Origin of the sequence: Micromonospora sp. NPDC093244, assembly GCF_040683695.1 — a bacterium.
Lineage (GTDB): Bacteria > Actinomycetota > Actinomycetes > Mycobacteriales > Micromonosporaceae > Micromonospora.
The window spans coordinates 320,299-342,708 of sequence record NZ_JBFBEO010000002.1; the positions used below are offsets into that span (position 1 = coordinate 320,299).

Here is a 22,410-nt window from a genome sequence, read left to right on the forward strand (position 1 = left end):
CCGGGAGGGCGTCGCTCAGCCGGTCGGGCGGGTACGCAGCCCGTTGAGGAGCAGCGCGACAACGGCCTCCAGGTCGTCGTCGAGGCCCGGTTCGCTCCACTCGGCCCGGTGGGACGGGTGGTGGAAACGGGCTGTGGCCTGGAGCAGCGCCCGCCCGGCCACTGCGGCGTCGGGCACGCTGAAGTCGCCGGCAGCCACCCCGTCCGCGACGATGATGGCGAGCTGACCGGCGAGCACCTCCAGGTGGTTCGCGACGGCGCCCTCGGAGAGGGTGGCGAGCTGGTGGAAGTTGTCGAACAGCTCCGGATCCTCCCGGGCCATGCGGCGTTTGGTGCCGCTCAGCTCGGCCAGCCACCGGCGCAGCCGCTGCGGGGCTGGCTCGGTGTCGGTGGCCACCTCGATGAGTGGCGTGGAGACACGGGCCAGCCAGCGTTCGGCGACCGCCTCGCGCAGCGCCGCCTTACTGGCGAAGTGCCGGTAGACACTGCCGTGGCTGACGCTCAGCGCACGGGCCACGTCCAGGACTGTGGCCTTGGCCAGCCCGTACCGGCGCAGCACCTCCTCGGCGGTGTCGAGGATGCGGTCGGCGGTCAGGGCGGTGGCGTCGCTCATCGGTCCAGCCTCCCTGACGGCGTGGCCGGCCGTGGCGCGGCCCCCGGCCGGCGGTCGCGCCACGGCCGGGCGGTCATGCGCGCTCGCTGTCCAGGAACGCCATCTGCGCCTCGTCGTACCGGCTGCCGGCCGCCGCACCGGCGGGGACGGCGGCTTCGATGGCGGCCAGGTCCGCGTCGGTGAGGGTGACCGTCGCGGCGCCAAGCGCCTCGGTGAGCCGCTCCCGGCGGCGGGCGCCGATCAGCGGCACGATGTTCTCGCCCCGGGCGAGCACCCAGGCGATGGCGATCTGCGCCACTGTGACGTCGCGCGCCTCGGCGATGACGCGCAGCGCGTCCACCAGGGCGAGGTTGCGGTCCAGGTTCGCGCCGGCGAACCGGGGCAGGTGGCTGCGGAAGTCGGTGCCGGTGGTCTGCCGGCCGGCCGTCCAGTGACCACTGATCAGGCCGCGGGACAGCACTCCGTACGCGGTGACCCCGACGCCCAGCTCGCGGGCGGTCGGCAGGATCTCGGCCTCCGGGTCGCGGGAGATCAGCGAGTACTCGATCTGGAGGTCGCTGATCGGGTGCACGGCGTGGGCCCGGCGCAGCGTCTGCGCGCTCACCTCGGACAGGCCGATGTGCCGGACGTGGCCGGCCTTGACCAGCTCGGCCAGGGTGCCCACCACCTCCTCGACGGGGACGTCCGGGGAGAGCCGGGCGGGACGGTAGATGTCGACGTGGTCGGTGCCGAGCCGGCGCAGGGTGTAGGCCAGGAAGTTCTTGATCGCGACGGGTCGGAGGTCGCTGCCGTTCCAGCCGCCGTCGACGTCGCGCAGAGCGCCGAACTTCACGCTGATCACGGCGTTGTCGCGGTTGCGGCCGCGCAGCGCGTCGCGCAGCAGCATCTCGTTGTGGCCCATGCCGTAGAAGTCGCCGGTGTCCAGCAGGGTGATGCCGGCGTCCAGGGCGGCGTGGATGGTGGCGATGCTCTCGGCCTCGTCGGCGGCGCCGTAGAGGTCGGACATGCCCATCAGGCCGAGCCCGAGGGCGGAGACGGTGGGGCCTGTCGTGCCGAGGGTGCGGGTGTCCATGGGTCGTTCCTCTCGCCTGGGTGACGTCCTCAACGTACAACATCCGGATGACAGATTCCAGATTCTGTCACCGATGAGACGCCTGTCACCCCGTCGCAGAGACGATTCGACCTACTCGCCGTCCACGCGGCGGTCGCGTTTGCGCTGGGACTGCCGCTTCTTCTCGGCCAGCCGGCGCTCCTTGGCGCCCCGGGACGGGCGGGTCGCCCGGCGGGGCGGCGGCGGGGGCGCGGCAGCCTCCCGCAGCAGCGCCACCATCCGGTCGCGGGCCGCCTCCCGGTTGGCGAGCTGCGCCCGGTGCTCGCTTGCCGCGATCGTCAGAACGCCGTCGACCAGCCGGTTGGCGAGGCGGTCCAGCACCCGGGACCGGATCCAGTCGGGCACGGAGGGGGAATTGGCCACGTCGTAGCTGAGCTCCACCCGGGAGTCGGCGGTGTTCACACCCTGCCCACCCGGCCCGGACGAACGGGAGAAGCGCTCCCGCAGCTCCCCGGCGGGGACGACCCACCTGTCGGTCACCCGCAGCCCATCGTCCACGCCCCGAGGCTAACCCCCGACGCGCCGCCAAAGGTCAGCGGTGCGCGGGTTCACTCTGCGTCGACGACGGGCTGGGCGCCGGGCCGGCTGTCTCGTCGTCGGAGCCGACGGCGGCGTACGCCACGGCGCCGAAGAGCAGCAGCCCGATCACCGCCGCCTTCACGGCGACGCCACGGATCAGCAACCAGGCGCCACGGCGAGCCGTGGGCACCGTCTTCTTCACCGTCTGGTAATCGGCCCACCCGCGTCGCGCCCGGGCGTACGCCGACCCCACCGCACATCCGATTGCCAGGCCCACCAGCAGGAGGACCGCAAGAAGGGGACTCTCCACCTCCGCCAGTATCCATACCGAGCGTGATATTTCCATGGCCCGATCCCTTCGGGCCGGATATCCGACAGTCGCACCCGCCCCACCGGGCGTCCGGGCAGCTCAGCCGCCCTTCCCGATGATCGTGTCGGCGGTCTGCTGCACCTGCTCGATCGGAATGGCGAACCCGATGCCGATCGAGCCGTTGCCGTCGATGGTGGCGATCGCGGTGTTCACCCCGACCACCTCCCCCCGGGCGTTCACCAACGGGCCACCGGAGTTGCCGGGGTTGATTGACGCGTCGGTCTGCACGGCACTGTGCCGGTTGTTGCCCAGCCGCACCTCGCGGTCCAACGCGCTGACGATGCCGGCGGTGACCGTTCCGGACAGGCCGAGCGGCGAACCCACCGCCAGCACCGGCTCACCGACGCGGGTCGCGCCCGGCTTGGCCAGCGGCAACGGGGTGAGCCCGGCCGACGGCGGCACCTTCAGCACCGCCAGGTCGCTGCGCGGCTCCCGGCCGACGACCTCGGCGGCGAACCGGCGACCGTCGGGCAGCTCCACCGTCACCGGCCCGCCACCCCCCTTGGCCAGGATGTGGTCGTTGGTGATCAGGTGCTGCTGGTCGTCCACGGCGAATCCGGAACCCGTCGCGGAGGCGCCGTTCCCACCACCGGCGAGCACCGACACCACCCCGGGCACGGTCCGCTCGGCGGCGGTCACGAGCTCCGCCGGCACCGGGGCCGCGGACGCGGCGGCCGGACCCGCACCGCCGTCCCGGCCGGCGACCACGCCGCCGGCCACCGCACCCGAGACGGTGGACAGCGCCACCACCGCCAGGACGGCGAGGAGGCGGCGTGGTCGCCGCCCGCCCGGGTCCCGACCGTTCCCCGGCGCGTCCCACCACCCGCGCCCGTCCCTGTCGAGTTCCGGCGAGATGAACCAGGGACCGCGCGGTTCGCCCAGTCCGGTCTGCACTGCCATGCGTACTCCTCACGGTCGACGTCGGTTGTGCGCGGCGGTCAGGGCAGGCGGGAGAACCAGCGCATCGAGCCGGCGGCGGCTCCCATCGCGAACACCAGTCCGAGGCCGATGAACCGCGCCGAGACGTCCTGCCGCTCGGTGCGGTAGCCGACCGAGCTGCCGATGTCGTCGTAGACGGCCCGCAGCTCGTCGGAGGTGCTGGCCTCGTGGAACATCCCGCCGGTCTCGTCGGCGACGGCCCGCAGGGTCTGCCCGTCGACGGGCACCTGGATGGGCCGGCCGCCCCGGTCCACGAACCCGGACGGGGTGCCGAAGGAGATCGCGTGCACCGGCACCTTCGCCGCCACCGCGTCCGCGGCCGCCTCCATCGGGTCCATCCCTGACGTGTTGGCCCCGTCCGAGAGCAGGATGATCCGGGCCGGGGGTGGTTCCTTCGCCGCCTGGCTGTCCAGCCCCTTGACCGCGCCGAGCGAGGTGTTGATGGCCTCGCCGATCGCGGTGCCCTGCACACCGGTGACCCCCTCGGCGAGCCGGCCGATCCCCTCGTCCAGGGCTCCCCGGTCGGTGCCCGGAGGCACCAGGACGGCGGCGCTGCCGGCGAACGCGACGAGGCCCACGTTGAACTCGTCGGGCAGCCCCTCGACGAAGCGGCGGGCCGCCTGCTTGGCCGCCGCCAGCCGGTCCGGATCCACGTCGGTGGCGAGCATGGACGTGGACACGTCGACGGCCACCATCACCGTGGCCCGTTCCCGGGGCACCCGGACCTCGGCTGTGGGTCGCGCGAAACCGACAACGAGCAGCGCCAGCATGGCCAGGAACAGGCCCGCCGGTACGTGCCGGCGCCAGGCCGGTCGTTGCGGCGCCACCCGGTCCAACAGCCGCAGGTTGGTGAAGCGGACCGCGTACCGGCTGCGCCGCCGCTGCATGACCAGGTACGCGACGACCAGGGCGAGAACGCCGAGCAGCAGCCAGAGCCGCAGCGGCGACTGCCAGATCACGCGGCGCCTCCCCGGGTCCCGGCGGGCGCCGCGGCCAGCCGACGTTGGGTGTGCACGTGCCGGACGATGTCGGCGCTCCAGTCCCTGTCGGTCCGCAGCGCCAGGTGGCTGGCCCCGCTGCGGCGCAGCGCCTGGCGTACCTGGTCACGCTGGGCCTCGGCCGCCGCCGCGTACCGCTCGCGCAGCCCACGATCCGATGTGCACACCTCGCGGTGGCGGCCGGTCTCCGGATCGACGAGCGTGATGATGCCGACGTCGGGAAGCTCCAGCTCGCGCGGGTCGGTCACCTCGATCGCCAGCACCTGGTGCCGGGCGGTGAGCCGGCGCAGGGTCCGTTCCCAGGGCGGCTGCTCGGCGGGATCGTCGGGCAGACCGTCGAGGAAGTCCGAGACCACCACGACCAGGCCCCGCCGGTTGGCGACCCGGTGCAGCGCGTCGAGCCCGTCCACCAGCTCCGGTGGCGTCGACGGCCCCCGCGCCGACCGGTCGGTGGGCGCGGTGGCACGCGGGGCGGCGAGCAGCGCGCGCAGCAGACCGAGCAGATGGGTACGCCCGCTGCGGGCCGGGAACCGGCGCACCCCGTCGGCGCCCAGCACCTGCGCGCCGAGGCGGTTGCCGACACCTGCGGTCAGGAAACCGATCGCGGCGACCGCCGCCACGGCCAGCTCGCGCTTGTCCAGCTCGGCGGTGCCGAACTCCATGCTGGCGCTGGCATCGACAAGGAGCCAGGTGGTCAGCTCCCGATCGGCGTCGACCTGCCGTACGTGCGGCACCGTGGTCCGGGCGGTCACCGCCCAGTCCATCCGGCGGACCTCGTCCTCACCCGGCCGGTACTCCCGGCTGCCGGCGGGTTCGCTGCCCGGGCCGGGCAGCAGGCCACGGTACTGGCCGTGCAGGAGACCGTTCAGCCGGCGGGTGACAGTCATTTCCAGGCGGCGCAGCCGCTGGTCCGGTGCCAGCTCCACCAACCCCGGGTCGGCCGACGCGACAGCCGCGCGTCTCATGCCGCCGCCAGGTCGGGAGCCTGCTGCGGGTGGCCGTGGGCGAGCCGGGGCGGTGGGACGGCCTCCACCAGTCGCCGGACCACACTCTCGGCCGACACCCCGTCGGCCACCGCGTCGAAGGAGAGCACCAGCCGGTGGGCGAGCACGTCCACGGCCAACTCACGGATGTCCTCGGGCAGCACGTACTCCCGTCCCCGCAGCAGCGCCTGCGCCCGGGCGGCCGCGACCAGGCCGAGGGTGGCCCGGGGGCTGGCGCCGTACGCAAGCATCGGTGCGATCTCCGCCAGGCCGAAGCGCCCCGGGTCACGGGTGGCGAGGATGAGCCGGACCACGTACTCGGCCAGGGCGTGGTGGACGAACACCCGTTCCGCCTGGGCCTGGAGGTCACGCAGCCGCTGCGCGTCGAGCACCCGGCGCGGGGTCGGCCGGTCGGTGCTCATCCGGTAGAGGATCGCCAGCTCGTCGGCGTCGCTGGGATAGTCGACGACCACCTTCATCAGGAACCTGTCGCGCTGCGCCTCGGGGAGCTGGTAGACCCCCTCGGACTCGATCGGGTTCTGGGTGGCCAGCACCAGGAACGGGGCAGGGACCGGCCAGCTGCGCCCGCCGATGGAGACCTGCCGCTCGGCCATGGCCTCCAGCAGCGCCGACTGGACCTTTGCCGGGGCGCGGTTGATCTCGTCGGCGAGCACCAGGTTCGCCATGATCGGGCCCAGCTCGATGTCGAAGGTCTCCTTGGAGGCCCGGTAGATCCGGGTACCGACGATGTCGGAGGGGACCAGGTCCGGCGTGAACTGGATCCGCGAGAAGGTGCCGCCGACCACTGTGGCGAGAGTCTGCGCGGCAAGCGTCTTGGCCACGCCGGGAACCCCCTCCAGGAGGCAGTGCCCGTTGGCGACAAGTGCGGTGAGCAGTCGTTCGACGAGCCGATCCTGCCCGACGATCACGCGTTTGACCTCGAAGAGGGTCTGTTCCAGCTCGACGCCGGTCGGCTCTGGATCGACCGGGCTGGGCATGCTGGCCAGGGTGTCCGAGATGTCCGTCACGGTGCTTGCTTCCCGTGGCGGGGGGCCGGCAAACGTCGGATTGTGAGCGCCGGACGGGCCCGTTGCGGCCCGGACGGGGATGAGCCGCCCGGACGGGGTACGAGCGGCACGAGTCGGTCAGCGGGGGCAGACGGGTCGCAAGTGGGCTCGGCCGGCACGAGCAACTGGCGATATGCCCATGCACCCGACGTCCGCGATCATCAAAAGCGATCCGGCCCCCGCGTGCGGGACGCGGGGGCCGGATCAGTTCGGTCAGGCGGTGTGGACGACCAGGTGGAACCCGAGATCGGTAGGTGTTCCGGCCGAGTTGCGGGTCTGCACGAAGACCGCGTTCGGCGTGCTGAGCCGGGGCGCGACCGAGATCTCGCCGGCCGGCGGGATGCAGCACGCGTCAGCGCGGCCGACGGTGGCCACGTAGACGCTGTTCGAGACGGTGAAACCGAACTGGACCTCGTACTGGCCGACGCCGTACTTGATCACGGTGCCGGTGCCCCGCGCCCTCGTGCCGTTGGAGTTGACGACGATCGTGGTGGTGGTGGCGACGAGTGTCGTGTTGGCCTTCAGCGCGGCCTTCGCCATGCGTGCCGACTCCGCCGTCACCGGCGGCTGGGCGTTCGTGCCGCGTGCCGCCGGCTGGACGGCCTCCTGCGGCGCCTTGGCCGACGCCTGCGCGGCGGCGATCCCACCCCCGGCCAGGGTCAGCGCCAGAACGGCGAACGTGACCGCCGCCGCCTTACGTCGGAAGAATGTGCTCATGACAGGTCCCCCTTGTGTGACCGTGCGAATTCGGCCGACCCGCGGGGCGGGACGGATGATTGCCTGAAAATAGGGTCACGACCATTACGGGATTGGATTCTTCTGCGATCTGCATCCCGCCTGAGCTGGAGTTACTACTCAGAGTTGCGTCGTTTAGGCCAGATGGAACGTAGCACCGTAAAAAGCTGATCGTCAATAGTTGATCTCACTTTGACGCACTGTCGGTCAGCCGTCAGTCAATTGTGAAATGTGAGCGCAGAAACATTCACAAAATGCATCGGGGAGTCCCGCTACGCTGACCGCCATGATCGTGGACACCCGGGCGGCGCCGCCGATCCGACGCCGCTTGCGGCGGGTCGGCACCGTTCTCAGCTGGTTGGCGGTCGGCCCGGTGGCCGCCTGGGCCACTGTCCGGCTCGCCGGCCTCGACCGGGGGCCGCTGGTGCAGGCCCTCGCCTTCACCCCGTACGCCGCGGGATGGAGCGTGCTGGCCCTCGCCGCCGCCCTCGCCCTGCGGCGCTGGTGGCCGGCGGCGGTTGCGGCAGTGGCAGCCGTGACGCTGCTCGGCCTGGTCGTGCCCCGGGCGCTGCCCGCCCCGCAGCCGGCGGCGGCCGGGCCGACCCTGCGGCTGCTCACCGCGAACCTGCTCGCCGGCGCCGCCGACGCCCGGACCCTCGTCGACCTGGTCCGCACCCGGCAGGTCGACGTGCTCACCGTGCAGGAGTTCACCCCGGACGCGCAGGCCGCCCTGGACCGGCTCGGCCTCGACCGCCTGCTGCCCTACCGGAACCTCAACGCCCAGGTGGGCACCCCCGGCTCGGGGCTCTACTCCCGCTGGCCGATCAGCGACGCCGGCATCCGCACCAACCGGCGCGGCTGGGGCTTCACCCAGGCGTACGGCACCGTGACCGTCCCCGGCGCACCACCGGTACGCGTCGAGTCGGCCCACCCCTCCGCGCCGTACGCGCTGGACCAGGTGGGCGCCTGGCGAGCCGACCTGACCGCCCAGCCACCGGCCACCGGGGACGGTGAGCTGCGCATCCTCGCCGGGGACTTCAACGCCACCCTCGACCACAGCCCACTGCGTGCCCTCCTGCGCACCGGCTACGTGGACGCCGCCGACGCCACAGGCGCGGGGCTCACCGGCACCTGGGGCCCGTACGACGGTGACCTCATCCCCCCGGTCACCATCGACCACGTCCTGGTCGACAGCCGCATCGCCGTGGGCTCGGTGCGGGTGCACGACCTCCCCGGCAGCGACCACCGCCCCGTCCTGGCCACCCTCACGCTCCCCGCCCGCTGACCGCCCCGCCCGCCCGGTGGGGCGGGCGGGGAGAGGGGTCAGACGCGGGTCGGGGACAGTCCGTAGGTAAGGGCGTCCACCAGGGCGTGCCAGCTCGCCTCCACCACGTTGGGGTGGACCCCCACCGTGGTCCAGTCCCGGCCGTCGCTGTCGGCGGTCTCCAGAAGGACCCGGGTGACCGCGCCGGTGCCGTGGCTGCCCTCCAGGATGCGCACCTTGTAGTCGGCCAGCTCGAAGTCGCGCAACTGCGGGTAGTGCCGGGCCAGCCCCACCCGCAGCGCCTCGTCGAGGGCGTTGACCGGGCCGTTGCCCTCGGCGGTGGCGATCACCCGCTCGCCGCGTACCCGGATCTTCACGGTGGCCTCGGAGACCACCGCGCCGTCCTCGCGGTGCTCGACAAGCACCCGGTACGACTCCAGGGCGAACGGTCGGGCCGGCCCGCCCTCGGGAAGCTCGGAGCGGACGAGCAGCTCGAACGACGCGTCGGCCGCCTCGAACGACCAGCCGCCGGCCTCCAGCTCCTTGACCCGCCTGGTGACCGCGGTCAGTGCCTCCGGACGGCCGGCCAGGTCAAGGCCGAGTTCCCGACTCTTGAGCTCGACGCTGGCCCGGCCGGCCATCTCGGTCACCAGGATCCGCATGTCGTTGCCCACCACCGACGGGTCCACGTGGTTGTAGAGCAACGGGTCGACCTTGATCGCGCTCGCGTGCAGCCCCGCCTTGTGGGCGAAGGCGGCGGCCCCGGCGTACGCCTGGTGGGTGTCGGGGGCGATGTTGGCGATCTCGGCGATGGCGTGCGAGACCCGCACCATCTGCGCCAGGCAGCCGTCGGGTAGGACGGGCATGCCCAGCTTGAGTTGGAGGTTGGCGACGACGGCGAAGATGTCCGCGTTGCCGGGGCGTTCGCCGTACCCGTTGGCGGTGCCCTGGACGTGGCGCACGCCTGCCTCGACGGCGGCGATGGTGTTGGCCACCGCGCAGGAGGTGTCGTTCTGCGCGTGCATACCGAGCAGACCGGCGTCGACACCGAGCTTGTCGGTGAGGTCGACGATCGCGGCGGTCACCTGGGAGGGCAGCATGCCGCCGTTGGTGTCGCAGAGCACCATGCGTTCCGCGCCGGCGGAGAGCGCGGTCTGCACCACCGCGGCGCCGTACGCCGGGTCGTGCCGGTAGCCGTCGAAGAAGTGCTCACCGTCGACGAAGACCCGACGTCCCTCGGCCACGAGGTGGCTGACGGTGTCGTGGATCATCGCCAGGTTCTCCGCGCCGGTGGTGCGCAGAGCGCGCTCGACGTGCCGGATGTCGGCCTTGGCGACCAGAGCGATCGCCGGGGTCTGCGCGTCCAGCAGGCCGCGAACCTGGGGGTCGTCGGCGACGGCGACGCCTGCCTTGCGGGTGGCGCCGAAGGCCACGAGGACGGCGTGCCGCAGGCTCAGTTCGGTGCGCGCCCGGCGGAAGAACTCGGTGTCCTTGGGCACCGCTCCCGGCCAGCCGCCCTCGATGAAGCCGACGCCGAACTCGTCGAGCAGCCGGGCCACCGCCAGCTTGTCGACCACCGAGTAGGTGAGCCCCTCACGCTGGGCGCCGTCGCGCAACGTCGTGTCGTAGACCTGGAACGTCATCAGGATCCTTTCTCGGAGCAACAAAAAGACCTCCCGCGGGTGCGGGAGGTCTGCGCGCTCGGCGGAGGGGAGAGCCGGCGCGCTAGGTCGCAATAATCAGGGCGGTGCTGGTCACGACAGCTACTCTGCCACTCCTCCCCCGATTTTGGGAGGGCCTATCCATATCGCGGGATGACCACTGAGCGTGGCTTCCGGGGGTGGCTCGCCCGCCGGTGACCGGTCTCACCGCTCACCTGGCCACCCACGGTGGCACCATGCGTACGCGTGCCGCTATCGAGGAGGACCCGTGCCCACTCTCCGCAACCGCACCGGGGCTTGACCATGGGCCTGGACGCGATAAGGGAAGCCCTGCCGGCGTACGCCAGGGACATCGCGCTCAACCTGGACTCCACCGTCGGCACCTCCACCCTGACTCCGGTACAGGCCTGGGGCACGGCGCTTGCCTGCGCGGTCGCCGCCCGCAACCCGGTGGTGCTGCGCGAGATCGCCGCCGAGGCGCTCGGTCACCTCGGGCCGGACGGTGTCGAGGCGGCCAAGGGCGCCGCCGCCGTCATGGCGATGACCAACACGTACTACCGGGCCAAGCACCTCATCGGCGACGAGCGGTACGCCTCGATCCCCGCCCGACTGCGGATGCGGATGGTCGCCCGGCCCGGGGTGGACAAGGGCGACTTCAAGCTGTGGTGCCTCGCCGTGTCGGCGATCAACGGCTGCGGGATCTGCCTGGAGTCGCACGAGAAGACGCTGCGCGACAGCGGCTTCACCCCTGAGCAGGTGAACGAGGCACTGCGGATCTCCGCCGTGGTGCACGCCGCCGCGGTCACCCTCGACGCCGAGGCCGCACTGGCCTGAGCCGGTACGGCCCCGACGCCGCGGTGGGCACGGTGCCGTTTCCGGCCCCCGACCGCCGGGTAGCTCCTGCGGGGAGGCACCGCACCCACCGCCGCCGAGCCGATCGGCGACAGTCAGGAGAACGGCATGGACAGGATCGACAGGCACGCCGCCCACGCCGGGCCGGACCCGCTGCGCGGCGGCGACCAGGGCGCCGTGGCCGGCGGCGCGCCGGCCGGCACCTTCGACCCCTGGCGCTACCGGGACCAGACCGAGGTGGCCGACGCCGACCTGGTCGGCTACAAGGTCGAGGCCAGCGACGGCGGAATCGGCAAGATCGACAGCGCCAGCCACGAGGTGGACGGCAGCTACCTGGTGGTGGACACCGGCCCGTGGATCTTCGGCAAGAAGGTGATGCTGCCAGCGGGCACCGTCAACCAGGTCGACCACGACCAGCGCACCGTCTCCGTGGACCGGACCCGAGACCAGATCAAGGCCGCCCCGGAGTACGACGAGACCAGCCACAGCGACCCGACCTACCGGGACCGGCTGGGCGGCTACTACGACGAGACGTACGGCGCGCTCCCGCCCGGAACCGCGCGCTGACGATCGGGCCGACGGCCGGTGGGGGCGGACCCCGCCGGCCGTTACCGTGTCAGCGTGGACGCCATCGACGACAACCGACACATCCCGTTGCCCGCGACCTTCAACTTCCGCGACGTCGGCGGCTACGTCGGCCACGACGGCCGCACCGTACGCCGGGGGCGGCTCTACCGCTCGGACTCCCTGCACCGCCTCGACGAGCAGGACCGCGACGCGTTCGCCGCGATCGGCGTCCGCACCGTCATCGACCTGCGCCGGCCCAGTGAGGTGGAGCGCGACGGTCGGGTGCCTGCGTACCCGGGGCTCACCTACCGGCACATCCACCCGGAGCACGAGGACTGGGCTGGCACACCCCACGAGGACGGCACCGATCTGGCGCGCTACCTCGCGGACCGCTACGCCGACCTGGCCCAGACCGGCACCGCCGGGCTGGCCGAGGCGATCGGACTGATCGCGGACTCCGCGAACGCCCCGGTGGTGGTGCACTGCGTCGCGGGCAAGGACCGCACAGGCATCGTGTGCGCGTTGACGCTCTCCGTGCTGGGCGTGGACGACGCGGACGTCGTCGCGGACTACGCGCTCAGCACCAAGGCGTCGGCCCGGTTCAGTGCCTGGCTGGCCGCGACCTTCCCGGACGCGGGCGAGGTGCCGAAACCGTTCCTTGCCTCGCCCGCCGAGGCGATGCAGATCTTCCTGGACGAGCTGCGCGCGGGCCACGGCTCGGTCGAGGCGTACCTGCGCCACGCCGGGGTGACCGACGAGCAGTTGGCGGCCCTGCGCGAGCACCTGCTCGACGAGGCCTGACCTGCCACGCTGACCGGCCCGCCCGCACGGACGGGCCGGTCAGCGGTGGAGGTCAGAGGACCTGGCGCACCCACCCGTGCGGGTCGGCGGCCTTGCCCCGCTGGATGTCGACCAACTGCTGGCGCAACGACATGGTGACCCGGCCCGGCTCGCCACCGCCGACGAGGAACTCGCCGTCCGGGAAGCGCACCCCGCCGATCGGCGTGATCACCGCGGCAGTGCCGCAGGCGAAGACCTCGCGGAGCCGGCCGCTGGCCGCGTCGGCCTGCCAGTCGGCGAAGGAGACAGGCCGCTCCTCGACCCGGTGCCCGGCCTCGCCGGCCAGCGTCATGATCGCGTCGCGGGTGATGCCCGGCAGGATCGTGCCGGTAAGCGGCGGGGTGACCACCGAGCCGTCGTCGTAGACGAAGAAGACGTTCATCCCGCCCAGCTCGTCGACGAAGCGACGCTCCACCGCGTCCAGGAAGACGACCTGGTCGCACCCGGCCTCGATGGCCTCGGCCTGCGCGGCCAGGGAGGCGGCGTAGTTGCCGCCACACTTGGCGGCGCCGGTGCCGCCGGGCGCGGCCCGGGTGTAATCCGGGGAGACCCAGACGGTGACCGGCTTGACCCCGCCTGTGAAGTACGCCCCGACCGGCGACGCGATCACCACGTACAGGTATTCGTTCGCCGGGCGGACGCCGAGGAAGACCTCACTGGCGAACATGAACGGCCGCAGGTAGAGGCTGCCGTCCTCGCCGGTCGGGATCCAGTCCTTGTCGATCTCGATGAGCCTGTGCAGCGAGTCGACGAAGACCTCGGGCGGCAGCACCGGCATCGCCATCCGCTGCGCCGACGTGACGAACCGCGCGGCGTTGGCGTCCGGCCGGAACATGGTCACGCCACCGTCTGCCGTCCGGTACGCCTTCAGCCCTTCGAAGATCTCCTGCGCGTAGTGCAGGACCGCGCTCGCCGGGTCCATCGGGATCGGCCCCCGCGCCTCCACCCGGGCGTCGTACCAGCCCTTGCCGTCCGCGTACCGGACGGTGACCATGTGATCGGTGAACACCCGGCCGAACCCGGGGTTCACCAGCAGGGCGGCCCGGTCGGCGGCGGATACCGGCGCGGGATTCGGACGGATCTCGAAGTCGAGCATGTCACCACCGCTCATCGCGCTGACCTCCCTGCGGGACAACGGCATGCGGGATCGCACACCGACATGGCTGTGCCAGAAACTTACCCCGAACGGTCGTTCAGCGGGTAGCGCCGCTCGGGGCGGGGCGGAGTGCCCGGGACAGGCGGAAACCGCCCCGGCGCTGGTGGGCCGGGGCGGTCAGGCTACGGCGTGGGCCGCCAGCCGGTCGCCGACCTCGGCCGTCCGCAGTGCCACACCAGGCGTCCGGCCGGCCAGTTCGGCGGCGACCGCCGCGTTGACCCGGGTGGCGGCCTCGGCGTGCCCGAGCTGCTCCAGCAGCAACGCGACAGAGAGCACCGCGGCGACCGGGTCGGCGACGCCCTGACCGGCGATGTCCGGCGCGGAGCCGTGCACCGGCTCGAACATCGAGGGGTACGCCCCCTCGGGGTTGATGCAGCCGCTCGCGGCCAGCCCGATACCGCCGGTGACGGCGGCGGCGATGTCGGTGAGGATGTCGCCGAAGAGGTTGTCGGTGACCACCACGTCGTAGCGCTGCGGCTGGGTGACAAGGAACATCGCGGCCGCGTCGACGTGCTGGTACTCGGTGGCGACGTCCGGGTGCTCGGCGGCGACCGCGTCGAAGGCGCGCGCCCACAGCGACCCGGCGTGGGTGAGCACGTTCGTCTTGTGCACCAGCGTGACCTTGCGGCGCTCCCGGCGACCGGCGCGGACGAACGCGTCACGGATCACCCGCTCCACGCCGTGCCGGGTGTTGAGGCTCTCCTCGGTGGCGACCTCGGCCGGGGTGTCGCGGTGCAGCGAGCCACCCGCGCCCGCGTAGAGCCCCTCGGTGCCCTCGCGGACCACTACCAGGTCGACCTCACCGGGCTTGACGTTGCCGAGCGGACCGGCGACGCCGGGCCAGAGCCGGGAGGGACGCAGGTTGACGTACTGGTCGAAGGCGAAGCGGAGCTTGAGCAACAGCCCGCGCTCCAGGACACCCGGCGGAACCGTCGGGTCACCGACAGCGCCGAGCAGGATCGCGTCGTGCCCGGCCAGCTCGGCCAGGACCGAGTCGGGCAGCACCTCTCCGGTACGGTGCCAGCGGGCGGCGCCGAGGTCGTACTCGGTGGCCTGCACGCCGGGCAGCACCGCGTCGAGGACCTTGCGGGCCTGCGCGACAACCTCAGGCCCGATGCCGTCCCCGGCCACCACCGCGATGCGCGCCACGCCCAACTCCCCACGTCTCGACTGCCCGTCCGGCCACGGTACGTCGCCGTCCCGCCTCCCGGTACGAAGGTTCCACCATTTGGGAAGCGCGGATCCACAGCACCCTCTCAGCGAAGATTCATCGAGCGATCATCTCCGCTGCCTAGGGTGAGGGTCTGCGGGTCAGGGGGCCCGCGACGGGCGTCGCGACGACGCGGCGCCAACTGCGAGGGGGCAGATGCGATGCGCATCGACGAGCAGCCGCGTACCCGCTGGCCGGACCCGTCAGCGTTCCGCAACCGTCGTCCGGATTTCCGGCTCGGCGGCCGGCGGCACCGGGTCGACCCGTCCGGCGCCACCCACGGCCGGATCGCCGTACGGCACACCGTCCGCACCGGCACCGCCGAGTACACCCTGATCCTCAACGCTCCCGAGTGGCTCGGCCGTCGGGGTGTCGGCGAGGCCCTGCGGGACAGCGTCGCCGAGCTGCGCGCCATCGACCTCACCTACGGCCCCAACCGGCCGGAGAGTCTGGTCTCCCGGCTGCGCCGAGGTGAGATCAGCCCCGACTCGTACCCCCCGCTCGCGGACCTGGTGGACCGCTGCGCGGCGATGCGCGCCGCCACCGACGGATGGTTCGACGCCTGGGCGGTGCCGGGCGGCTTCGATCCCGGTGGCCTGCTCGGCGGCTGGGCCGTCGAACGCGCCGCCGAGCGACTGCGCGCCGCAGGCGTCCACGACTACGCCGTGCTCACCGGCGCGGACCTGGTGGTCCGTGGCCACGCCCCGCACGGCGGACCGTGGCGGGTCGCCGTGCACCACCCGACCACGCCCGAACGCGCGCCGATGGTGCTGGAGATGACCGCCGGTGCGGTCGGCACCTCCGGGGTGACCGGACGGCAGGGGCACGTGGTGGACCCGCACACCGGCGAGCCGGCCGACCACCTCGTCGCCGCGACGGTCGTCGGCCCCGACCTGACGGTCGCCGACGCCTACGCCACCGCGCTGTACGCCGCCGGCCCCACCGGTCTGGGCTGCTTCCGGGGAAACTCCGACTACCGGGCGCTCTTCGCCCACCGGCGCTGAGCGGAACGTCGCCCCACCGCGTCGTCTCCCCGCGGCGCTCCGGCCCGATTCGCACCTCGGCCGCCCTCGGACGGCCGGTCGGGCCTGCGATCGGCCCCCACAGCCTCGGCAACGGCCGTGGGGGCCGGTCAGCGACGAGTGCGCGTGGCTCGCACAATCGAGGGGTGCGGACCGGTCGGGCCGGACGTCGACCGCGCCACCCGAAGACGGGCCGGCGCCGCGAACTCGGCCAGTGACCGCAGTCGTACGCTAGCGAATCGACGCAACTCGACGCAAGAGTCTCCACAGCGGACCGTCCCGGACGGACCGTGGCGGTTCAGCGATTGGCCTGAGGCGAGGCAGTTTCGACATGGTGAACGCCGGATGGCACGCTGTCCGCCGTGAGTTTCGATCTGAGTGTGTGGGCCCTGGACGACGGGGCGACGCCCGAGGACGTGCGGGCAGCTGTCGACGGTTGCCGGCAGGGGCGGCACGTGGACCGTTACCCGGACGCGCGAGTGGTCGCCTTCTACCGGGCGATCACCGCCTCCTACCCGGACCGGCACCCCGGCCCGGACAGCCCGTGGGCACGGGCGCCACTGCACGCCGCCCACGACCACGTCGAGCTGAACCTGCATCCGACCTGCCCGGACCAGGTGCTGTTGGACATCGAACGGCTGGCCGGCGAACACGGGCTGATGCTCTTCGACCCGCAGGACGGCTCGGTCTATCCGCCCCCGGCGCGGATGCCCGGCTGACCCGACCGGGCGGCGGCACACCCACCCCGGGTACGACGAAGGGGCCCGGCGGATCGCCGGGCCCCCCGTGGTGCTGCGGTGACTACTCGTCGCGCAGGTCCGCGGCGCTGGCCGCCGTCGCGCCGATCGACTCGGCCGCCGAGGTGAGCAGGTCGGCGCCGAGCGCCTGGTCGACGGTGAGCGTCATGAGCGTCTCGCCGCCCGCCTCGCGCCGGGCCACCTGCATGGCGGCGATGTTGATGCCCGACTCGCCGAGCAGGGTGCCGACGACGCCGACGACGCCCGGCCGGTCGGCGTAGCGGAGGAAGAGCAGGATGCCCTCCGCGCCGATCTCCACGTCGAAGCCGTCCACCTCGGTCAGCTTCAGCACGTCGCGGGCGCCCGAGTGGGTGACCGTACCGGAGACGCTCACCGTCCGGCCGTCCGGCAGCGCGCCGCGCACGGTGACCAGGGTGGGCTGTTCCGCCGTCTCGGCGAGACTGGCCAGGGTGACCTCGACGCCACGCTCGGCGGCCAGGTGCGGCGCGTTGACGTAGGTGACCTGCTCCTCGACCACGGAGCTGAACAGGCCCTTCGTCGCGGCGAGCTTGAGCACCGACACGTCGTGCGCGACGATCTCGCCGCGAACCTCGACGGTGACGCTCGCGGCGACGCCGCCGGCGACAGCGGTGAACGCCCGGCCGAGCTTCTCGGCCAGCGGCAGCAGCGGCCGCACGTCCTCGGCGACCACGCCGCCGACCTGCACGTTGACGGCGTCCGGAACGAACTCGCCCTGCAACGCCAGCTTCACGCTCTTGGCCACCGCCAGGCCGGCCTTGTCCTGCGCCTCGTGGGTGGAGGCACCCAGGTGCGGGGTGGCCACCACGTTGTCGAAGGCGAACAGCGGAGAGGACGTGCAGGGCTCCTTGCTGTACACGTCCACGCCCGCGCCGGCGACCCGGCCCTCGGCGATGGCGTCGGCCAGGGCCTGCTCGTCGACCAGGCCACCGCGGGCGGCGTTGACGATGCGGACGCCCGGCTTGACGATCGCCAGTTCCTTCTCACCGATCAGGCCCACCGTCTCGGGGGTCTTCGGCAGGTGGATCGAGATGAAGTCGCTCTCGCGCAGCAGCTCGTCCAGGCCGACCAGGCGGACGCCGAGCTGCGCGGCCCGCGCCGGCTGGATGTACGGGTCGTACGCGATCAGCCGGGTGCCGAACGCGGCGATGCGCTGGGCGAAGAGCACGCCGATGCGGCCGAGCCCGACCACGCCCACGGTCTTGCCCTGCACCTCGACACCTGTGTACTTGGACCGCTTCCACTCCCCCGCCTTCAGCGCGGCGCTGGCGCTCGCGGTGTTGCGGGCCACCGCGAGCAGCAGCGCGACGGCCTGCTCGGCGGCGGAGACGATGTTCGAGGTGGGCGCGTTGACGACCATGACGCCCCGGGCGGTGGCGGCCGGCACCTCGACGTTGTCCAGCCCGACGCCCGCGCGGGCGACCACCTTGAGTCGCGGCGCGGCGGCGACCGCCTCGGCGTCGATCTGGGTCGCGCTGCGCACGATGACGGCGTCGGCCTCGGAGAGCGCGGAGAGCAGGGCCGGACGGTCGGTGCCGTCGACGTGACGGACGTCGAAGTCGTGGGCGAGCACCTCGATGGCGGCGGGGGCGAGTTCTTCGGCGATCAGTACGACAGGATTCATCGGTCCTCGTAGACGTCGTGTTTGCGATCGGCTCGGCGGCCGGGGCGCCGCACTGCGCCCCGCGCTGGTCCGTGCCGTGGCCGTCAGGTGCCGGCTCTGCGCACCTACCCGCGATCGTAGGGGCCGCGCTGCCTGGCGTGTTCCGCTCTCCGGGGTGAGTGCCCTCACACGCCCGGCGAGGCGCCGGACATCCCCCGTTCACCACCCCGAAACGCCCCGCCCGCCTCGCCTTTCCCGCCCCACCCTGCGTCGATCTTGCGCTTTCTGCCCCGACACAAAGGGCAGGGGGCCACAAATCGACGTTCAGAAGTGCAAGATCGGCGGGGCAGGGCGGGAGAGGCGGGGCAGGGCGGGAGAGCGTGGGCCGCGCGGGGCCCCGGGCGTGCGCTGGGGAGAGCGCGGCCCGGGGCCGTGGAACCGTGTTTGTCAGAGCGGGGTCAGGCGGTCTCGGTGATCGGGCGGTCCACCCAGCTCATCATGCCGCGCAGCTTGCGGCCGGTCTCCTCGATCGGGTGCGCCGCACCCTCGGCCTGCCACTTGGTGAAGTTGGGCCGGCCCGCCTCGTCCTCGGCGACCCACTCGCGGGCGAACTCGCCGGACTGGATCTCGCCGAGGATCTTGCGCATCTCCTCCTTGACCCGGGCGTCGATGATCCGCGGGCCGCGGGAGAGGTCGCCGTACTCGGCGGTGTCGGAGATGCTGTACCGCATCTTGGCGATGCCGCCCTCGTACATCAGGTCGACGATCAGCTTCAACTCGTGCAGGCACTCGAAGTAGGCCACCTCGGGGGCGTAGCCCGCCTCGGTGAGCACCTCGAAACCGGTCTGCACCAGGGCCGCCGCGCCACCGCAGAGCACCGCCTGCTCGCCGAAGAGGTCGGTCTCGGTCTCCTCGGTGAAGGTGGTGCGGATCGCGCCGGCACGGGTGCCGCCGATCCCCTTGGCGTACGCCAGGGCCAGGGCGAGGGCGTTACCGCTGGCGTCCTGCTCGACGGCGACGAGACAGGGCACGCCCTTGCCGTCGGCGTACTGGCGGCGGACCAGGTGGCCGGGGCCCTTCGGGGCGACCATCGCCACGTCCACCTCGGCCGGCGGCTTGATGAGGCCGTAGCGGATGTTGAAGCCGTGGCCGAAGAAGAGCGCCTTGCCGGGAGCCAGGTGCGGCTCGATGGACTCGGCGTAGAGCTTGCGCTGGGCGGTGTCCGGTGCGAGCACCATGATCACATCGGCCTCGGCGGCGGCCTGCGCCGGCGTGGCCACCCGCAGGCCCTGCTCCTCGGCCTTGGGACGACTCTTGGAGCCCTCCGGCAGACCGATCACCACGTCGACGCCGGAGTCCCGCAGCGACAGCGCGTGGGCGTGACCCTGGCTGCCGTAGCCGATCACCGCGACCTTCTTGGCCTGGATCAGGCCGAGGTCGGCATCGTCGTCGTAGTACACCTCAACGCTCATGAGACTTCCCTTTCGTACGACGGCCTCGGTGGCCCGTCGTGGTCTGTGCGGATGGGGTTCGTGGCCCGCCGGAGCCGGCCAGCGGCAGGTCAGGCGGCCCGCAGCGCGGGACCGGCGGTGATCGAACGCGAGCCGCGCCCGATCGCCACCAACCCGGACTGGACCATTTCCTTGATGCCGAAGGGCTCGAGGTCGCGCAGCAGCGCGTCGAGCTTGTCCGGGGTGCCGGTGGCCTCGATGGTCAGCGTCTCCGGTGCGACGTCGACCACCCGGGCGCGGAACAGGTTGACCGTCTCCAGCACCTGGGTCCGCGCCGACCGGTCGGCGCGGACCTTCACCAGCAGCAACTCGCGGGCCACCGAGACCTGCGGGTCCAACTCAACGATCTTGAGTACGTTGACCAGCTTGTTGAGCTGCTTGGTGACCTGTTCCAGGGGGGACGACTCGGCGTTGACCACGATGGTGATCCGGGAGACGTCCGGGTTCTCGGTCTCGCCGACGGCGAGGCTGTCGATGTTGAACCCGCGCCGGGAGAAGAGGCCGGAGACCCGGGCGAGAACGCCTGGCTTGTTCTCCACGAGCACGGACAGGGTGTGCATCGTCATCAGATGTCATCCTCGTCGAAGACCGGGCGGACGCCGCGGGCGAACATGATCTCGTCGTTGCTGGTGCCGGCGGCGACCATCGGCCAGACCATGGCGTCCTTGCCGACCACGAAGTCGATCACCACGGGGGCGTCGTTGATCTCCATGGCCGCGGCGATGGTCTTGTCCACGTCGTCGGCGTTCTCGCAGCGCAGCCCCACGCACCCCAACGCCTCGGCGAGCTTGACGAAGTCGGGGATGCGGTGCTTGTGGGTGCCCAGTTCGGTGTTGGAGTACCGCTCGTCGTAGAACAGCGTCTGCCACTGCCGGACCATGCCGAGGTTGCCGTTGTTGATCACGGCGATCTTGACCGGGATGCCCTCCAACGCGCAGGTGGCCAACTCCTGGTTGGTCATCTGGAAGCACCCGTCCCCGTCGACCGCCCACACCACCGTGTCCGGCATGCCGACCTTGGCGCCCATGGCCGCCGGCACCGCGTAACCCATCGTGCCGAGACCACCGGAATTCAACCAGGTGTACGGCTTCTCGTAGGAGATGAACTGCGACGCCCACATCTGGTGCTGGCCGACCCCGGCCACGAAGATCGCGTCCGAGCCGACGATCTCGCCCAGCCGCTTGATGACGTACTGCGGGGAGAGCGTGCCGTCGGCCGGCTCCTCGTAGCCCAGCGGGTAGCGGTTGCGCAGGTCGTCCAGCTGCGTCCACCAGTCACCGAGGTCGGTGCCGCGCCCCGTCGACCGTTCGACGGTGACCGCGGCGATCAACTCGTCGATGACGTGCCTGGCGTCGCCCACGATCGGGACGTCCGCGTGCCGGTTCTTGCCGATCTCCGCCGGGTCGATGTCGGCGTGCACCACCGTCGCGTCAGGGGCGAACGAGTCCAGTTTGCCGGTGACCCGGTCGTCGAAGCGGGCGCCCAGCGCGACGATCAGATCCGCCTTCTGCATGCCGTAGTTCGCGGCGACAGTGCCGTGCATGCCGGGCATCCCCAGGTGCTGGCGATGCGAGTCGGGGAACGCGCCGAGGGCCATCAGCGTGGTGACGACCGGAATTCCGGTCAGCTCGGCCAGCCGGCGCAGCCCGTCGGTGGCACCGGCCTTGAGCACCCCGCCGCCGACGTAGAGCACCGGCCGGCGGGCGGCGGCCATCAGCCGGGCCGCCTCCCGGATCTGCTTGCCGTGCGGGTGCAGGGTGGGCCGGTAACCGGGCAGGTCGAGGGTGGGCGGCCAGGTGAAGGTCGTCGGCGCCTGGAGCACGTCCTTGGGGATGTCGACGAGCACCGGCCCGGGCCGCCCGGTGCTCGCCAGGTGGAACGCCTCGGCCAGCACCTGCGGGATCTCCTCGGCGGTCTGCACGAGGAAGTTGTGCTTCGTGATCGGCAGCGTGATGCCCTGGATGTCCGCCTCCTGGAAGGCGTCCGTGCCGATCGACGCACGGGCCACCTGGCCGGTGATCGCCACCATCGCCACCGAGTCCATGTACGCGTCGGCGATCGGCGTGACCAGGTTCGTCGCGCCCGGGCCGGAGGTCGCGATGCACACGCCGACCTTGCCGGTCGCCTGCGCGTACCCGGTCGCCGCGTGCCCCGCGCCCTGCTCGTGCCGGACCAGGATGTGCCGGACGCTGGAGTCGTAGAGCGGGTCGTACGCCGGCAGGATCGCGCCACCCGGGATGCCGAAGACGACGTCGACGCCGAGCGCCTCGAGGGACCGCACCAGCGAGCCGGCGCCGGACACCTGGGCCGGAGCTGTGGGGCGTACCGCCGGGGTGGCCGGGCTGGCCGGGGTGCGCGCGGCGGTCTGGTCGACGTCGGCGGCCGGCTCGGCGGACGCGCGGGCCCGCCGGGCGGTGTGGGCGAGGGTCTCGGGCGTGGGTCTCGTCATTGTGGGTCTGGCCTTCGGCTGGAGCGGCTGGGGCTTGTTCAGCGATGCGACCGGGCGGTGGGCCCGTCGCGACAGGTTCCGACGGCAATAAAAACGGCCCTCGTGCAGATGCACGGGGCCAGCGCACTCTCGATGGAGGAGAGTGCGCTCAGGTAAGTACTCGCA

Annotated in this window: 22 protein-coding genes; 6 read left to right on the forward strand and 16 right to left on the reverse strand. The window is 72.2% G+C overall.

Going from position 1 to position 22,410, the window contains the following annotated elements; translation table 11 throughout:
- Positions 1-15: 15 nt before the first annotated feature.
- The 9 genes from AB0N27_RS11495 to AB0N27_RS11535 all read right to left on the reverse strand — a co-directional run bounded on the left by AB0N27_RS11495 (position 16) and on the right by AB0N27_RS11535 (position 7,316).
- Positions 16-612: a TetR family transcriptional regulator gene (locus tag AB0N27_RS11495; protein ID WP_364366989.1), complete on the reverse strand. Its 597-nt coding sequence runs from the start codon at positions 610-612 to the stop codon at positions 16-18.
- A 73-nt stretch (positions 613-685) separates the two neighbouring features.
- On the reverse strand, positions 686-1,684 hold the full coding sequence (locus tag AB0N27_RS11500; protein WP_364366991.1) for an aldo/keto reductase: 999 nt from the start codon (positions 1,682-1,684) through the stop codon (positions 686-688).
- A gap of 111 nt (positions 1,685-1,795) precedes the next feature.
- Entirely contained in the window at positions 1,796-2,221 is a 426-nt protein-coding gene (gene arfB, locus AB0N27_RS11505) for an alternative ribosome rescue aminoacyl-tRNA hydrolase ArfB (protein ID WP_364366994.1), read from the reverse strand.
- 34 nt (positions 2,222-2,255) lie between these two features.
- Positions 2,256-2,552: a hypothetical protein gene (locus AB0N27_RS11510; RefSeq protein WP_364366997.1), complete on the reverse strand. Its 297-nt coding sequence runs from the start codon at positions 2,550-2,552 to the stop codon at positions 2,256-2,258.
- 99 nt (positions 2,553-2,651) lie between these two features.
- Positions 2,652-3,512 (reverse strand): trypsin-like peptidase domain-containing protein, encoded by an 861-nt coding sequence (locus AB0N27_RS11515; protein WP_364367000.1) that lies wholly within the window; start codon positions 3,510-3,512, stop codon positions 2,652-2,654.
- 38 nt (positions 3,513-3,550) lie between these two features.
- Positions 3,551-4,510, reverse strand: coding sequence for a VWA domain-containing protein (locus tag AB0N27_RS11520; RefSeq protein ID WP_364367002.1), 960 nt, complete (start codon positions 4,508-4,510; stop codon positions 3,551-3,553).
- A complete protein-coding gene (locus tag AB0N27_RS11525) occupies positions 4,507-5,514 on the reverse strand; it encodes a DUF58 domain-containing protein (protein WP_364367004.1) in 1,008 nt (335 codons plus the stop codon). Before AB0N27_RS11525 ends, AB0N27_RS11520 begins: the two co-directional genes overlap by 4 nt.
- Positions 5,511-6,560 carry a MoxR family ATPase gene (locus tag AB0N27_RS11530; RefSeq protein ID WP_364367006.1) on the reverse strand — a complete coding sequence of 350 codons (1,050 nt, stop codon included), beginning with the start codon at positions 6,558-6,560 and terminating at the stop codon, positions 5,511-5,513. Before AB0N27_RS11530 ends, AB0N27_RS11525 begins: the two co-directional genes overlap by 4 nt.
- Positions 6,561-6,812: 252 nt before the next feature.
- Complete coding sequence (locus AB0N27_RS11535) at positions 6,813-7,316, reverse strand: hypothetical protein (protein ID WP_364367008.1); 504 nt, start codon at positions 7,314-7,316, stop codon at positions 6,813-6,815.
- Positions 7,317-7,620: 304 nt separating this feature from the next.
- Between AB0N27_RS11535 and AB0N27_RS11540 the strand changes: the two genes are divergently transcribed.
- Entirely contained in the window at positions 7,621-8,619 is a 999-nt protein-coding gene (locus AB0N27_RS11540; RefSeq protein WP_364367010.1) for an endonuclease/exonuclease/phosphatase family protein, read from the forward strand.
- A gap of 38 nt (positions 8,620-8,657) precedes the next feature.
- On the opposite strand, the gene cimA is transcribed toward AB0N27_RS11540, so the two are convergent.
- A complete protein-coding gene (gene cimA, locus AB0N27_RS11545) occupies positions 8,658-10,241 on the reverse strand; it encodes a citramalate synthase (RefSeq protein WP_364367013.1) in 1,584 nt (527 codons plus the stop codon).
- Positions 10,242-10,562: 321 nt separating this feature from the next.
- Between cimA and AB0N27_RS11550 the strand changes: the two genes are divergently transcribed.
- The 3 genes from AB0N27_RS11550 (at position 10,563) to AB0N27_RS11560 (ending at position 12,479) form a co-directional block, all read left to right on the forward strand.
- Positions 10,563-11,093, forward strand: a complete 531-nt coding sequence (locus AB0N27_RS11550) for a carboxymuconolactone decarboxylase family protein (protein ID WP_364370631.1) — start codon at positions 10,563-10,565, stop codon at positions 11,091-11,093.
- Positions 11,094-11,219: 126 nt separating this feature from the next.
- Positions 11,220-11,678 (forward strand): PRC-barrel domain containing protein, encoded by a 459-nt coding sequence (locus AB0N27_RS11555; protein WP_364367016.1) that lies wholly within the window; start codon positions 11,220-11,222, stop codon positions 11,676-11,678.
- A 54-nt stretch (positions 11,679-11,732) separates the two neighbouring features.
- Positions 11,733-12,479: a tyrosine-protein phosphatase gene (locus AB0N27_RS11560; protein ID WP_364367019.1), complete on the forward strand. Its 747-nt coding sequence runs from the start codon at positions 11,733-11,735 to the stop codon at positions 12,477-12,479.
- A gap of 52 nt (positions 12,480-12,531) precedes the next feature.
- On the opposite strand, the gene AB0N27_RS11565 is transcribed toward AB0N27_RS11560, so the two are convergent.
- On the reverse strand, positions 12,532-13,629 hold the full coding sequence (locus AB0N27_RS11565) for a branched-chain amino acid aminotransferase (RefSeq protein ID WP_364367022.1): 1,098 nt from the start codon (positions 13,627-13,629) through the stop codon (positions 12,532-12,534).
- A 162-nt stretch (positions 13,630-13,791) separates the two neighbouring features.
- A complete protein-coding gene (locus AB0N27_RS11570) occupies positions 13,792-14,823 on the reverse strand; it encodes a 3-isopropylmalate dehydrogenase (RefSeq protein ID WP_364367025.1) in 1,032 nt (343 codons plus the stop codon).
- 222 nt (positions 14,824-15,045) lie between these two features.
- Between AB0N27_RS11570 and AB0N27_RS11575 the strand changes: the two genes are divergently transcribed.
- Both AB0N27_RS11575 and AB0N27_RS11580 read left to right on the forward strand, forming a co-directional pair.
- Complete coding sequence (locus AB0N27_RS11575; protein ID WP_364367028.1) at positions 15,046-15,888, forward strand: FAD:protein FMN transferase; 843 nt, start codon at positions 15,046-15,048, stop codon at positions 15,886-15,888.
- A 380-nt stretch (positions 15,889-16,268) separates the two neighbouring features.
- Positions 16,269-16,625, forward strand: a complete 357-nt coding sequence (locus AB0N27_RS11580; RefSeq protein WP_139586497.1) for a hypothetical protein — start codon at positions 16,269-16,271, stop codon at positions 16,623-16,625.
- Positions 16,626-16,707: 82 nt separating this feature from the next.
- Here the strand turns inward: AB0N27_RS11580 and serA are convergent, their stop codons facing one another.
- The 4 genes from serA to AB0N27_RS11600 all read right to left on the reverse strand — a co-directional run bounded on the left by serA (position 16,708) and on the right by AB0N27_RS11600 (position 22,245).
- On the reverse strand, positions 16,708-18,306 hold the full coding sequence (gene serA / locus AB0N27_RS11585; protein WP_364367032.1) for a phosphoglycerate dehydrogenase: 1,599 nt from the start codon (positions 18,304-18,306) through the stop codon (positions 16,708-16,710).
- A gap of 437 nt (positions 18,307-18,743) precedes the next feature.
- The gene (gene ilvC / locus AB0N27_RS11590) at positions 18,744-19,757 is read right to left on the reverse strand and encodes a ketol-acid reductoisomerase (protein WP_139586495.1); all 1,014 of its coding nucleotides are present in this window, start codon (positions 19,755-19,757) and stop codon (positions 18,744-18,746) included.
- An 89-nt stretch (positions 19,758-19,846) separates the two neighbouring features.
- Positions 19,847-20,362, reverse strand: coding sequence for an acetolactate synthase small subunit (ilvN, locus tag AB0N27_RS11595; protein WP_364367036.1), 516 nt, complete (start codon positions 20,360-20,362; stop codon positions 19,847-19,849).
- Entirely contained in the window at positions 20,362-22,245 is a 1,884-nt protein-coding gene (locus AB0N27_RS11600; RefSeq protein WP_364367039.1) for an acetolactate synthase large subunit, read from the reverse strand. The genes ilvN and AB0N27_RS11600 overlap by 1 nt, the downstream gene beginning before the upstream one ends.
- Positions 22,246-22,410 lie beyond the last annotated feature (165 nt).